At 63.4% G+C, this 12,089-nt stretch carries 14 protein-coding genes; 6 read left to right on the top strand and 8 right to left on the bottom strand.

Annotated features, from left to right (window positions below; translation table 11 throughout):
* Positions 1-56: 56 nt before the first annotated feature.
* The 5 genes from AC1D1B_RS03695 to AC1D1B_RS03675 all read right to left on the bottom strand — a co-directional run bounded on the left by AC1D1B_RS03695 (position 57) and on the right by AC1D1B_RS03675 (position 5,235).
* Positions 57-875 carry an inositol monophosphatase family protein gene (locus tag AC1D1B_RS03695; protein WP_477329451.1) on the bottom strand — a complete coding sequence of 273 codons (819 nt, stop codon included), beginning with the start codon at positions 873-875 and terminating at the stop codon, positions 57-59.
* 102 nt (positions 876-977) lie between these two features.
* Complete coding sequence (locus AC1D1B_RS03690; protein ID WP_477329449.1) at positions 978-1,976, bottom strand: LLM class flavin-dependent oxidoreductase; 999 nt, start codon at positions 1,974-1,976, stop codon at positions 978-980.
* 5 nt (positions 1,977-1,981) lie between these two features.
* Complete coding sequence (locus tag AC1D1B_RS03685; protein ID WP_477329447.1) at positions 1,982-2,809, bottom strand: arylamine N-acetyltransferase family protein; 828 nt, start codon at positions 2,807-2,809, stop codon at positions 1,982-1,984.
* Between the two features lie 81 nt (positions 2,810-2,890).
* Entirely contained in the window at positions 2,891-4,060 is a 1,170-nt protein-coding gene (locus AC1D1B_RS03680) for an AI-2E family transporter (protein WP_477329445.1), read from the bottom strand.
* Positions 4,061-4,173: 113 nt separating this feature from the next.
* Positions 4,174-5,235, bottom strand: a complete 1,062-nt coding sequence (locus AC1D1B_RS03675; RefSeq protein WP_477329443.1) for an LLM class flavin-dependent oxidoreductase — start codon at positions 5,233-5,235, stop codon at positions 4,174-4,176.
* Positions 5,236-5,479: 244 nt separating this feature from the next.
* Between AC1D1B_RS03675 and AC1D1B_RS03670 the strand changes: the two genes are divergently transcribed.
* The gene (locus AC1D1B_RS03670) at positions 5,480-5,908 is read left to right on the top strand and encodes a DUF6481 family protein (protein ID WP_181059857.1); all 429 of its coding nucleotides are present in this window, start codon (positions 5,480-5,482) and stop codon (positions 5,906-5,908) included.
* Positions 5,909-5,994: 86 nt separating this feature from the next.
* Here AC1D1B_RS03670 and sugE read toward each other — a convergent pair whose 3' ends face one another.
* Both sugE and AC1D1B_RS03660 read right to left on the bottom strand, forming a co-directional pair.
* Positions 5,995-6,309, bottom strand: coding sequence for a quaternary ammonium compound efflux SMR transporter SugE (gene sugE, locus AC1D1B_RS03665; RefSeq protein WP_477329441.1), 315 nt, complete (start codon positions 6,307-6,309; stop codon positions 5,995-5,997).
* 199 nt (positions 6,310-6,508) lie between these two features.
* Complete coding sequence (locus AC1D1B_RS03660; protein WP_477267350.1) at positions 6,509-6,634, bottom strand: hypothetical protein; 126 nt, start codon at positions 6,632-6,634, stop codon at positions 6,509-6,511.
* A 213-nt stretch (positions 6,635-6,847) separates the two neighbouring features.
* Here AC1D1B_RS03660 and AC1D1B_RS03655 point away from each other — a divergent pair, with 213 nt between their 5' ends.
* From AC1D1B_RS03655 to AC1D1B_RS03640, 4 genes are all read left to right on the top strand, one after another.
* The gene (locus AC1D1B_RS03655) at positions 6,848-7,657 is read left to right on the top strand and encodes a transglutaminase-like domain-containing protein (protein WP_477329439.1); all 810 of its coding nucleotides are present in this window, start codon (positions 6,848-6,850) and stop codon (positions 7,655-7,657) included.
* Between the two features lie 224 nt (positions 7,658-7,881).
* Positions 7,882-8,835, top strand: a complete 954-nt coding sequence (locus AC1D1B_RS03650; protein ID WP_477329437.1) for a cation diffusion facilitator family transporter — start codon at positions 7,882-7,884, stop codon at positions 8,833-8,835.
* Positions 8,836-8,912: 77 nt separating this feature from the next.
* Positions 8,913-9,317, top strand: a complete 405-nt coding sequence (locus AC1D1B_RS03645) for a GFA family protein (protein ID WP_477329435.1) — start codon at positions 8,913-8,915, stop codon at positions 9,315-9,317.
* Between the two features lie 81 nt (positions 9,318-9,398).
* Positions 9,399-10,205 carry a class I SAM-dependent methyltransferase gene (locus AC1D1B_RS03640; protein WP_477329433.1) on the top strand — a complete coding sequence of 269 codons (807 nt, stop codon included), beginning with the start codon at positions 9,399-9,401 and terminating at the stop codon, positions 10,203-10,205.
* On the opposite strand, the gene AC1D1B_RS03635 is transcribed toward AC1D1B_RS03640, so the two are convergent.
* Positions 10,202-11,455 (bottom strand): DNA recombination protein RmuC, encoded by a 1,254-nt coding sequence (locus AC1D1B_RS03635; RefSeq protein ID WP_477329432.1) that lies wholly within the window; start codon positions 11,453-11,455, stop codon positions 10,202-10,204. The two genes, AC1D1B_RS03640 and AC1D1B_RS03635, sit on opposite strands and share 4 nt — an antisense overlap.
* Before the next feature lie 103 nt (positions 11,456-11,558).
* On the opposite strand from AC1D1B_RS03635, the gene def reads away from it, so the two are divergent.
* Positions 11,559-12,089, top strand: a complete 531-nt coding sequence (gene def / locus AC1D1B_RS03630; protein ID WP_477329430.1) for a peptide deformylase — start codon at positions 11,559-11,561, stop codon at positions 12,087-12,089.

Genomic DNA, 12,089 nt, shown 5'->3' with positions numbered 1-12,089 from the left:
CATCCCCCTGAATGCCTGTCCGCTTTTAACCCACAGCCTATGCGTTGAACAGTGGCCTATCCCTGCGCAGTAGTACCGGCAGGCGCGGGTCCGAAGGCCTGCGCGCACAGCGCCTGCAGTTTTGGAAAGACATGGCTACCGCCGGCAATCACCTGTGTTCCCTCGGCAAGCACGGTCTTGGGGTCCGGCTTCAAGACGGTGCCGCCGGCCTCTTCCACCAAAAGCATGCCGGCCAGGCAGTCCCACGCATTCATGTGTTCCTCGACATAGCCGAGCAGCCGGCCGGACGCCGCATAGGCCAGCATCAGTGCGCCCGATGCGTTGCGAAAGAAGACACCGCCTTCCGCCATGATCAGGTCGACGAGCACGGCGACATGGCTGGTCTCCGCACGGTTCGACAGCCCTGTCCCGACCGAGCCTTCCCCGAGGCCGGCGGTGCTGGCCTTGATCGGCCGGCCGTTGACGAAGGCGCCGCCGCCGCGACGGCCGTGGAAGGTCTCGCCGGTCGACGGCTCGTGGATGACGCCGACGACGGCCTCGCTGTCTTTGGCGCAAGCGATGACAACGCACCAGGCCGGGATGCCGCGCACGAAATTCGCCGTGCCGTCGATCGGATCGATGACCCAGACATGGCCCGTCGATCCGGCAACCGCGTCATGCTCCTCGCCGACGATGCCGTCTTGCGGATAGGCGGCGGCGATTGCCGCGCGGATGAACAGTTCCACCTCGCGGTCGCCATCCGAAACCAGGTCCTGATGGCCTTTGCTCTCGATGGTCAGGTTTTCGAGGTCGCGAAAGTATTTCAGGCCGAGTTCGCCGGCGCGGCGCGCCAGATCGATGGCAAAATGCATGCGCTGGTCGAGATCATGGGTCACGGCAAGGCTCTTGGCTGAGGAAGGCGACTCTTGGCTGAGAAAGGCGACTCTTGGCTGAGGAGGGCGCCTGCCCTTAGCAGACGCACATGTCAGGCAAAAGCGTTACGCGGCTTGCGACAGCGATTTATGCGCCTCGGCCAGGATCTCGAACGAGCGCACCCGGGCCGCGTGGTCGAAAATCTGCGCCGTCACCATCAGCTCGTCGGCGCCGGTGCGGCGCACGAAGGCGTCGATGCCTTGCCGAACGGTTTCGGGCGAACCGACGACGGCGCAGGACAGCGCCTGCGAAAGCATGGTTTTGGCCATCGGCTCCAAGGTCTGGTCATAGCCTTCGACCGGCGGCGGCAAGCGGCCCGGCCGCCCGGTGCGCAGGTTGACGAAGGCCTGCTGCAGCGAGGTGAACAGCAGTTTTGCCTCTGCGTCGGTCGGTGCGGCGAAAACGTTGAGGCCGAGCATGACATAGGGCTTGTCGAGCTGTTCCGAGGGCTGGAAGCGCGAGCGGTAGATCTCCAGCGCATGGTCGAGCTCGGCCGGCGCGAAATGCGAGGCAAAAGCATAGGGCAGACCAAGCATGGCGGCGAGCTGCGCGCCGTAGAGGCTGGAGCCGAGAATCCAGACCGGCACTTTCTGGCCTTCGCCGGGCACGGCGCGGATGCGCTGGCCTTCCTCGGCCGGCTGGAAATAGCCCATCAGCTCGACGACATCCTGGGGGAAATTGTCTGACGCCTCGAGGTTGCGGCGCAGCGCACGCGCCGTGCCCATGTCGGTACCGGGCGCGCGGCCGAGGCCGAGATCGATGCGGCCGGGGTGCAGTGCGGCCAGCGTGCCGAACTGCTCGGCAATCACCAGCGGCGCATGGTTGGGCAGCATGATGCCGCCGGCGCCGACGCGGATGGTTTTGGTGCCGCCGGCGACATGGGCGATGACGACAGCGGTCGCCGCACTGGCGATGCCCGGCATGTTGTGGTGCTCGGCCAGCCAGTAGCGCTTGTAGCCGAGACGCTCGGCATGGCGGGCAAGGTCGAGCGAATTGGCCAGCGATTGCGAGGCGTCGCTGCCTTCGACGATCGGCGACAGGTCGAGTACGGAAAGAGCGGTCATGGGCCTCAAGCCTTTACGATGTTCAGCTGCCGGGCCTTGGTTTCGAAGGCGGCGCGGTCGGGGATGGCAATATCGAGCTGGCTTTCCAGCACGTCGGCGAGATCAGCCACCGTCTCGATCTCGCGCTGCTCGGTTCGGCCGCCGAGATGGTGCGTCGAAAGCCTGGCGTTGCGCAGCGCGTAGCGCCGGTCGGGCAAGGCGCGTGCCGCAACGACGGAGGACAGGAAGTGCGAGCTCGGGTTGGTCGACAAATAGTAATTGGCGACTGCATAGTCGACCTCGTAGGCCGGCTGCATGTCGAAGCGGTAGAGCGTGTGCCAGTCGCCGCCGACATTGGCCTGCACCCGGAAATTGCCTGATGTTTCGATGATGCGGAATGTTTCGTGCGGGGTCTGTTGTTCGGGGCCGGGCTCCAGCAACAGCGGCGCCGTCATCGTCAGCCCGCCAAACCCGACATCGGCGATGTAGGTGCGGCCGTCGAGCTCGATTCGCAGCAGCATATGGCTGCGCGGGGTAATGGCATCTTCGGGCAAGCCCCGCAGAACCCGCGCCGCGAGGCCGCTGACCTCGAAGCCCAGCGCCTTCAGCGCATGCATGAAAATCAGATTGTGCTCGAAGCAGTAGCCGCCACGGCGGCGCGCGAAAATCTTGTCCTGCAGCGAAGCGAGATCGAGCTTCACCGCGATGCCCAGCAACGGATCCATGTTCTCGAACGGGATCGCCTGCGGGTGCTGCCGGTGCAGGGTCGTCAGTGTGGCCAGCGACGCATCGATCGGACCGCGATAACCAATGCGGGCGAAATAGGCGTCGAGGTCGAAGGAAGCGTCGTTCATGGCAGGGTCCGGCTTGACCGGCTCGATATAGGCACTCCATCGGAAGACGACAAACAAGAGACGACAAGCAAATACCCGCCTCTAGGCCTTGGCCTTGCCGGTCTCCTCGACAGCGTCCTCTTCCACCACCACCGTCTGCTGGGCGGCGAGGAAGTTACCGACATGGCTGAGGCCGTCGAAATGGTCGCAGAACACCTTGATGACGACCAGCAGCGGCACCGCCATCAGCGCGCCGACAAATCCCCACAGCCAGGACCAGAAGGCGATGGCGATGAAGATCGCCACCGCATTGATCTCCAGCCGCCGGCCGACCACCATCGGCGTCACGAACTGGCCCTCGACGACATCGCACAACAAAACGAAGGCAGGCGCCAGCAGCGCGTAGGAGATGCTGTCGAAACTGATCAGCGCAATGACGCTGACCAGCACGATGGTGATGAGCGCGCCGACATAGGGCAGGAAATTGAGTAGCGCCGCCATCGTTCCCCAGACCAGCGGGTTGGGCATGCCGAGCCCCCACAGGCCGAGGCCGATCACCGTACCGAGGCCGGCATTGATGACGGCGACGGTGAGCAGATAGTTCGAGATTTCGCGCTCTACGTCGTAGACGACGCGCAGCGCCCGCTTCTTTTCGCTGAGCCTGGCGAAGGACTGGATGATCTTTTCATAAAACATCGTGCCGGACGCCAGCAGGAACAGCGACAAAACGAAGATGATCGTGATCGAGGTGCCGGCCGACAGGATGTTGCCGGCAGCCGACGACAGGATGCCGGACTGCGCCACCGCAACCTTCTGGACGTCAGGTTCCTGCGAGGTCTCGGCCAGCCCTTCCAGCTCATGCGCGATCTGCATGATCCTCTCGAACGGGCGGCGGAACTGCGCCAGCCGCTCGCTCAACTGCTGGCCGATCGCCGAAGTGTTGTTGATGAGGTCGATGACCGGACTGCTAAGCAGATAGCCGGCGGTGGCAAAGATGCAGACCGACAGCACCACCAGCAATGTCGCCGACACCACTTCGGGCACGCCGTGCTTGCGCAGGAAGCGCACGATCGGCGTCAGCGTCAGCGTCAACAGGAAGGCGAGGATGACCGGCATGAAGAAAGCGCGGGCGAAATACAGCGCGTAGATTGCCATGAACAGGAAGATGCCGACAAGCAGCGACCGCATCAGATGCGTATCCGCGCGGGCAGCAACGCGCGGATCCGGGCTTTCGGCGGCACCTGCGCCCGAAGCGGCGGGTTCGGCCTTCATCATGCTCCCCTCGCGGGCAGCACCGCAATTGGCGCTGCCCGTCGACGGAAACGTCCAGTCGGCTTCAAGGTTCCGTTAGCCGGCAGGCCGCCAGATGCGTGCCTGCCGTTGGCTCAGGCGGCCGGGGCCGTCACCGCCGCCGCGGTCTTCGCCGTTTCCGTGCGCACGACAGGCGCCACCTTGGTGCCGTAGAGTTCGATCGCCTTCATGATCCTGGGGTGCGGCATGGTGCCGATCGCCATCTGCAGCAGGAAGCGGTCGTTGTTGAAGATGTTGTGCTGGGCGACGATCTTTTCCGCCACCTGCTCGGGATTGCCGACAAACAGCGCGCCGTTCGGGCCGCGCGACTGGTCGAAATGCGCCCGCGACGTCGGCCCCCAGCCGCGCTCGCGGCCGATGCGATTCATCACTTCGGCCTGCGGGCCGTAGAAATCGTCGGCCGCCTGCTCCGTCGTTTCGGCGATGAAACCGTGCACATTGATGCTGGTGGCAAGCCCCGTTGGGTCGGTGCCTGCCCGCTTGGCGGCCTCGCGATAAATGTCGAACAGCGGCGCGAACCGCGCCGGCTCGCCGCCGATGATGGCCAGCGCCAGCGGCAGGCCGAGCACGCCCGCACGGGCGGCAGACTGCGGCGTGCCGCCTATGGCGATCCAGATCGGCAATTTGTCCTGCAGCGGGCGCGGGTAGACGCCGCGGTCGTTGATCGGCGGCCGCAGATTGCCGGACCAGCTGACTTTCACATTGTCGCGGATGGCCAAGAGCAGGTCGAGCTTTTCGGCGAACAGCTCGTCATAGTCTTCGAGATTATAGCCGAACAGCGGGAAGGATTCGATGAACGACCCACGTCCGGCCATGATCTCGGCCCGGCCGCCAGACAGAAGGTCGAGCGTCGCAAACTGCTGGAAGACGCGCACCGGATCGTCGGAGGACAGCACAGTGACCGCGCTGGTCAGCTTGATGCGCTTGGTGCGTTCGGCGGCGGCGGCAAGCGCCACCACCGGCGCGGAAGCGGCATAGTCGGGGCGGTGATGTTCGCCCAGACCAAAGACATCGAGGCCGACCTGGTCGGCCAGTTCGATCTCTTCGATCAGGTTGCGCAGCCGCTCATGCGGGCCGATTGCGCCGGGGCCAGGCTCCGGGCTGACATCGGCAAAAGTGTAGAGACCGAGTTCCATGATCTGTCATCCAATGGTTGGGTTTTGCGGCTAGAGGTAGCGACCGAGCCGCCCCGCCGCCAGAGGGGCGGATGGTGAACAGTGCATGTCGGTTTCAGCCAGCTTCTGTCGGCGTCCGTTCCAGGAAAGCGCGTCTCCTGACTGCAACAGCGTAGAATTTCATGGCTGGCATTCCGTTTTGGCGCTTGAACTCTCGGTTTTCACGCGTATGTAAGCGTCGCGAATTGACTTCAGGGAAGTGGACTTGGCTATCTACAGGGAAAAAGACATTTTCGAGCGGCGCAATGCCGCGAACGAGGCAAAGAAGGCGCTTCTGGAGCGCTTCAAGTCAAAGCCGGCGGCTGATGATCCTGCGGTTCTGGCCAAACAGGCCGAACGCAAGGCGATTCTGGCGGCTCGCGAAATACGCGAGGCCGAAAAGGCCAGGCTGAAGCAGGAAAAGCTGGCACGCGAGGCGGTCGAGAAGGCCGAGCGCGAGGCAGCGGCCGAAGCGGCGCGTATTGCGGCCGAAGAGGCAGCGCAGGCTGAAGCGAAGATCAAGGAAGCCGAAGAGAACGAGCGTATTGCCCGTTTGCTGGCCGACGAAGCCGAACGCAAGGCCAAGCGCGACGCACGCTATGCGGCGCGCAAGCAGCGCACCGGCAGGACGCCTCCGGGCTTCTCCGCCCGCTAATCGCTTCGATCGACACGATCGGAATCAGGGTCGCCCTCCAGCGGCCCTGAACGTATTTGTGCGCCGATTTCCTTGTTTGCTATGGCTTAGGCTGCGAGCTTCAGCCCCATAATGCCGCAGACGATGAGCGCGATGCAGCCGAGCCGGATCGCGGTTGCCGGCTCGCCCAGCAGCCAGATGCCGAGCAGCGCTGTCCCGACCGTGCCGATGCCGGTCCACACCGCATAGGCGGTACCGACGGGCAGCGTCTTCAGCGCCAGACCGAGCAAGCCCAGGCTGACGATCATCGAGGCGACGGTGAGCACCGTCGGCAGCGGTCTGGAGAAGCCATCGGTGTATTTGAGGCCGATCGCCCAGCCGATCTCAAACAGGCCGGCGAAAAACAGAAAAATCCACGACATCGGGATGCGCTCCATTCCATGAGGATGGCGGGTCGTCCCGGCCGGTTTTTCGGGGAAGGCGCGAGGTCGTCCTCGCCGCCTCGACATAGGCGGCTTCGCCTTCCCGATCAACAAAAACACCGGCAGCATTGTTCATGCCGCCGGTGTCAAAATCTGCGCCGAAACGGTTTGCCCGGACTTCAACGGTCCCCGGGTGAGATTACTTTTCCTTGAGCCTCATCGCCTTGACGGGCGGCGCCTTGAGCGCCGGAACCGCGGCGGGCTTTTTGGCGTCCTTCTTCGGCTTACGGGCTTCCTTGCCCGCCTTCATCGCACCTTTAGCCATGATTCGGTCCTCCAGTTGCTGGGAGCCTAAGTGAAACAAGAGAAACGCCGGACTGCAAGAGGGCGAGTGCTTGTCGCCAGCGCCAGCCGGCCGCTTTCAACCGGTTTCTAATTTGCTCGTAAACCATGCCGGTCCGTGCCATGGTTGTCTTCGCACTGCAGCATCGGCCATGCCTTCGCCCGGCGATGATCAGGCAGTCCGGTCAGGACGACAATGCGAATCCGCATCGGCAGCGAGATGAGTTTCGATTTTCCGCAGGAAACGCCGCTGATCGCGATGCTCAACGTCCACTACTCCAGGGCATCCGATCTCGAGCGCCCGGATTTCCTCACCTCCAACCCGCCGGTGCCGATCCAGAGCTACCGCGACAGTTTCGGCAACTGGTGCAACCGCTTCGTCGCCCCACCCGGCCGCTTTACCTTCGGCACCGATTCGGTGATCCGCGACCCCGGCACATTCGAGATGGGCGACCTGATGGCCTGGCAGCACGAGGTGCGCGACCTGCCGTCAGATACACTGCTGTTTCTGTTGCCCAGCCGCTTTTGCGAGAGCGATCTCCTGGCCAGCGAAGCCTGGCGGTTGTTCGGCAACACCCCGCTCGGCATTGCCCGCGTACAAGCGGTCTGCGACTTCGTCCACAACCACATCGTCTTCAGCTACGGCAATGCGCGGCCGACGCGCACCGCGGCGGAAGCCTATCGCGAGCAAAGCGGCGTCTGCCGCGACTTTGCCCATCTCGCCGTCACCTTCTGCCGCGCGCTCAACATCCCGACCCGCTACTGCACCGGCTACATCAGCGACATCGGCCTGGCCAAACCCTGGGCGAGCATGGATTTCGCAGCCTGGATGGAGGTCTATCTCGGCGGTCGCTGGCATGTCTTCGATCCGCGTAACAATTCGCCGCGCATCGGCCGCATCCTGATCGCCTCCGGCCGCGACGCCGCCGACGTGCCGTTGACCCATATCTTTGGGCCCGGCACGCTGGCCGGCTTCAAGGTGTGGACGGACGAGATCATCGAATAGGGGCGCCTTTTCCGCTGGAGCAATTCCAGGAAAAGTGTGAGCGGTTTTCCGTCCGGAATTGCGCAAAAACAAAGAGATAGAGCGGCTCGCCGTTTCCGTGAAACGGTGAAACGCTCTAGCGAGCCTTCAAGGGCCTGAACGACCGGGCGATTGGTGCGTTGTGATGCCTGTGGAGCTTCGGCGGCAGGGCCGTTACATTGGGTGGCTTGGAGGGACAAGACGGCATGGCTGCGCATGGCGGATCAAAGATGGTCATCTACGCGGCGCTCGCCGGCAATCTCGCCATTGCGCTGACCAAATTCGTCGCCGCCTTCTTCACCGGCAGTTCGGCCATGCTGTCGGAAGGTGTGCACTCGCTGGTCGACACCGGCAATGGCGGCCTGCTGCTCTACGGCATGCACCGCGCCGCCCGCCCGCCGGACCGAACGCATCCGCTCGGCCATGGCCGAGAGCTGTATTTCTGGAGCTTTATTGTCGCCCTGCTGGTTTTTGCGCTTGGCGCCGGCGTGTCCTTCTACGAGGGCGTCGTCCACATCATGGCGCCCGAGCCGGTCGCCAATCCCAAAATCAACTACATCGTGCTTGGCCTCTCAATGCTGTTCGAGGGCAGCTCCTGGTATGTGGCGCTGAAGGAGTTCCGCCAGCAAAAGGGCAAGCAGGGCTGGCTGCAGGCCGTGCAATCGAGCAAGGATCCGAGTGTTTACACGATCCTGTTCGAGGACAGCGCCGCTCTTCTCGGCCTCGTCGTCGCCTTCGCCGGCATATTGGCGGCAGATCTCCTTGACATGCCCGAGCTCGACGGCGCCGCCTCGATCGGCATCGCGATCATCCTCGGCGCCACGGCGATCTTCCTGGCACGAGAAAGCAAGGGCTTGCTCATCGGCGAGACGGCCTCGCCCGAGGTGCAAGCCAAGGTGCTGGCCATCGCCCAGCAGGATCCGGCGGTGCAGCGGGCCAATGGCGTCCTCACCGTCCACCTCGGACCACAACAGATCGTCGCCGGCCTCAGCATCGAATTCGAGGACCATCTGACGGCGCCCGAGATCGAAGCCTGCGTCGAGCGCCTGGAGGCGCTGCTGAAGAAGGAGGTGCCTGAGATCACCAGGCTGTTCGTCAAGCCGCAAACGACGGGAACCTGGGAACACCGGCGCAAACAGGTCGAGGCGGCATCGAACTAGTCCTGGACCAGAAGTCCACCGTTGGCCCCATCGCCTTGTCCCGCTAAGATCACTCGACGGATTTCGGAGGAGCAACCATGAAAATCGATGGTGGGTGTCATTGCGGCGCCATAACTTATGAAGCAGAGGTCGACCCGGAAAAGACCTCTATCTGTCATTGCACGGATTGCCAGCAGCTAACCGGCACCGCCTTTCGTGTCACCGTTCCCGCGCCTGAGGATCACTACCGGATCACCAAAGGCACGCCGAAGCTCTATATCAAGACAGGATCGAGCGGCGCCAAGCGCGCCCAGGCCTTTTGCGGCGACTGCGGTTCGCATCTTTACGCCACGTCGGCCGGCGACGGCCCGAAGATCTATGGGATCAGGGCAGGGACCGCGCGGCAACGCGAGGATCTGGTTCCAACCCAACAGAAATGGCACCGATCAGCCCTGCACTGGCTTCCGGAATTCGAGGGCGTAAGCATCGTGGAGGCGCAGTAGCACCTGCCTCCCGGTTAAACGCGGCCCAAACCAGACGATGATGTGCTAGGGTCGCCATCAAACGGATGGCGGGGGATAGCAATGTCGGAAACGGACAAGGTGTTTGCCGGCTCGGTTCCGGAAAACTACGACCGTTACATGGTGCCGTTGATTTTCGAGCCATTCGCCGCGGATATTGCACGACGGGCAGCGTCCCTGTCACCCAGCGCCGTTTTGGAGATCGCCGCGGGCACCGGGGTTGTCACCCGCGCACTGGCGCCAAAACTGTCTCCTGGCGCAAGCTATGTCGTGACCGATCTCAACCAGCCGATGCTCGACTACGCGGCCTCGCGGCAAGCTCCCGACAGTCGCATCCAATGGCGTCAGGCGGATGCTCTGGCGCTGCCGTTCGAAGATGCGGCATTCGATCTCGTTTGTTGCCAGTTCGGCGCAATGTTCTTTCCCGACCGCACCGCCGGCTATCGCGAAGCAAAGCGGGTCCTGAAGCCCGGAGGCCATTTCCTGTTCAACGTATGGGATCGCATCGAAGAGAATGTATTCGCCGATGATGTGACGAACGCTCTTGCGGAGATTTTTCCGGACGATCCGCCGCGCTTTCTAGCCCGCACGCCGCACGGCTACCATGACACGGCGCTGATCCGCGGCGAACTGGAAGATGCAGGTTTCTCCCGTGTGGCGATCGAGACGAAAGCCGAACAAAGCCGTGCCTCCTCGCCGCGCCTTCCGGCCGTTGCTTATTGCCAGGGAACTCCGCTTCGCAACGAAATCGAGGCCAGAGGAAAACTGGAAACCGCTACCGATCATGTCGCAGCCGCGATGACGGCCAGACATGGCAGCGGCGAGGTTGCGGCCAAAATTCAGGCACACGTAATCGTGGCTACGGTCTAATCGTCACCTTCGACGACACGGAGCCTGAGTTGGCCCGTCTTGGAATCCGCCACTCGTACCCCGGGTTCAGCCTTGGCCGGTCCGCCGCCACGCGCTTCGGCTTCGCTTTCGCCGAACTCCAGCGCCTCGATCTTCTTGCCGCGCCTGGTCACTTTCGAGGTCGACACCAGTATCTCCTCGATGTCCTTGGCCGACTGGCCAAAATGCGTCTGCAGCCGGCGCACCCGCTCGTCGACGCGATCGACATCCTCCATCAGCCGGATGACCTCGCCCTGGATCAGATGCGCCTGTTCGCGCATGCGGGCGTCCTTGAGGATCGCCTGGATGACCTGGATCGACAGCATCAACAGCGACGGCGAGACGATGATGACACGGGCGCGGTGCGCCTTCTGGATGAGAGCGTCGAAATTCTCGTGGATTTCGGCAAACACCGATTCCGACGGCACGAACATGAAGGCGGTGTCCTGCGTCTCGCCCTGGATCAGGTATTTTTCCGAGATATCGCGGACATGGATTTCGATGTCGCGGCGGAAAGCCTGGGCCGCGACCTTCTGCAGTTCCGCACCGTCGGCGGCGCGGATGGCATTCCAGGCTTCCAGCGGAAATTTGGCGTCGATGGCAAGCTGCGGCGCGCCGTTCGGCATCCGCACCAGGCAGTCGGGCCGGCTGCCATTCGACAGCGTGGCCTGGAATTCGTAAGCGCCCATCGGCAGGCCGTCGGCGACGATCGCCTCCATGCGCGACTGGCCGAAGGCGCCGCGCGTCTGCTTGTTGGACAGGATCGCCTGCAACTGCACGACCTGGCCGGCCAGCGACTGGATGTTGCCTTGGGCGGTATCGATGACCGCCAGCCGTTCCTGCAATTTCGCCAGGCTTTCATGCGTGGACTTGGTCTGCTCGGTCATGGTCTGGCCGAGGCGGCCGGTCATGGCGTCGAGCCGCTGGCCGATCGACTGGTTGAGTTCGGCCTGCCTTGCGCCGAACACGTCGGCGATGGCGCCCATGCGGCCCTGCATCTCGGCCTGGCTTTGCAATATGCCGGCCATCCGCGCCTCGGCGTCGCGGGCGTGGTCGGCGGCCTCAGCGGCTGCGATGGTGCGCGCCTTGGCCGACCGCCACAGAGCGACGACAAGCGCCAGGAACAGGCCGAGAAACACGATCGCGCCGAACACCAGCGCATGGCCGAGCGTGATGGTCGTGGCCCCGAGCCGGGCGACGGGTTCGGAAAGGATGGTGCTCAGATCGTTCATCCCCCAAGCATAGCCGATTCGCCGCCCTGGCACAGATCAAAACGTGAACGGGCGCCAACCGCACCGGTTGACGCTTTTCCTGCGACGTTTTAGGTGAGACGCCATGTCGATCAAGCCGCTCATCATCCTTCCCGATCCGATCCTGCGCCAGGTTTCCAAACCGGTCGAACGCGTCGACGCGTCCGTGCGCAAACTGGCTGACGACATGCTGGCGACCATGTATGACGCGCCGGGCATCGGTCTCGCCGCAATCCAGATCGGCGAGCCGCTGCGCATGCTGGTCATCGATCTCGCCAAGGAAGACGAGGCGCCGGCGCCGCATGTCTTCATCAATCCCGAAGTCCTCGAAAGCGCCGACGCCCGCTCGGTCTACGAGGAAGGCTGCCTGTCGATCCCCGACTATTACGCCGAGGTCGAGCGACCGGCTTCGGTGCGGGTAAAATATCTCGATCGCGACGGCAAGCTGCAGGAGATCGAGGCCGAGGGCCTGATGTCGACCTGCCTGCAGCACGAGATCGACCACCTCAACGGCGTCCTGTTCATCGACCACATCTCGAAGCTGAAGCGCGATATGGTGGTCAAGAAGTTCAAGAAGCTCGCCAAGGACAAGGCGCCGGGCAAGCTGGTGGGATAG

This window comes from Mesorhizobium sp. P2_C5_2 (assembly GCF_056404535.1).
Note: the sequence above shows the minus strand (reverse complement) of the source record. Positions and strands in the feature narration are given on the sequence as shown.

What these genes read in the sequence shown, in the direction of transcription:
- AC1D1B_RS03690 (WP_477329449.1), bottom strand. Translation starts at nt 1,976, where the DNA reads ATGACCGCTCTTTCCGTACTCGACCTGTCGCCGATCGTCGAAGGCAGC.
- AC1D1B_RS03685 (WP_477329447.1), bottom strand. Translation starts at nt 2,809, where the DNA reads ATGAACGACGCTTCCTTCGACCTCGACGCCTATTTCGCCCGCATTGGT.
- AC1D1B_RS03680 (WP_477329445.1), bottom strand. Translation starts at nt 4,060, where the DNA reads ATGAAGGCCGAACCCGCCGCTTCGGGCGCAGGTGCCGCCGAAAGCCCG.
- AC1D1B_RS03675 (WP_477329443.1), bottom strand. Translation starts at nt 5,235, where the DNA reads ATGGAACTCGGTCTCTACACTTTTGCCGATGTCAGCCCGGAGCCTGGC.
- sugE (WP_477329441.1), bottom strand. Translation starts at nt 6,309, where the DNA reads ATGTCGTGGATTTTTCTGTTTTTCGCCGGCCTGTTTGAGATCGGCTGG.
- AC1D1B_RS03660 (WP_477267350.1), bottom strand. Translation starts at nt 6,634, where the DNA reads ATGGCTAAAGGTGCGATGAAGGCGGGCAAGGAAGCCCGTAAGCCGAAG.
- AC1D1B_RS03655 (WP_477329439.1), top strand. Translation starts at nt 6,848, where the DNA reads ATGCGAATCCGCATCGGCAGCGAGATGAGTTTCGATTTTCCGCAGGAA.
- AC1D1B_RS03650 (WP_477329437.1), top strand. Translation starts at nt 7,882, where the DNA reads ATGGCTGCGCATGGCGGATCAAAGATGGTCATCTACGCGGCGCTCGCC.
- AC1D1B_RS03645 (WP_477329435.1), top strand. Translation starts at nt 8,913, where the DNA reads ATGAAAATCGATGGTGGGTGTCATTGCGGCGCCATAACTTATGAAGCA.
- AC1D1B_RS03640 (WP_477329433.1), top strand. Translation starts at nt 9,399, where the DNA reads ATGTCGGAAACGGACAAGGTGTTTGCCGGCTCGGTTCCGGAAAACTAC.
- AC1D1B_RS03635 (WP_477329432.1), bottom strand. Translation starts at nt 11,455, where the DNA reads ATGAACGATCTGAGCACCATCCTTTCCGAACCCGTCGCCCGGCTCGGG.
- def (WP_477329430.1), top strand. Translation starts at nt 11,559, where the DNA reads ATGTCGATCAAGCCGCTCATCATCCTTCCCGATCCGATCCTGCGCCAG.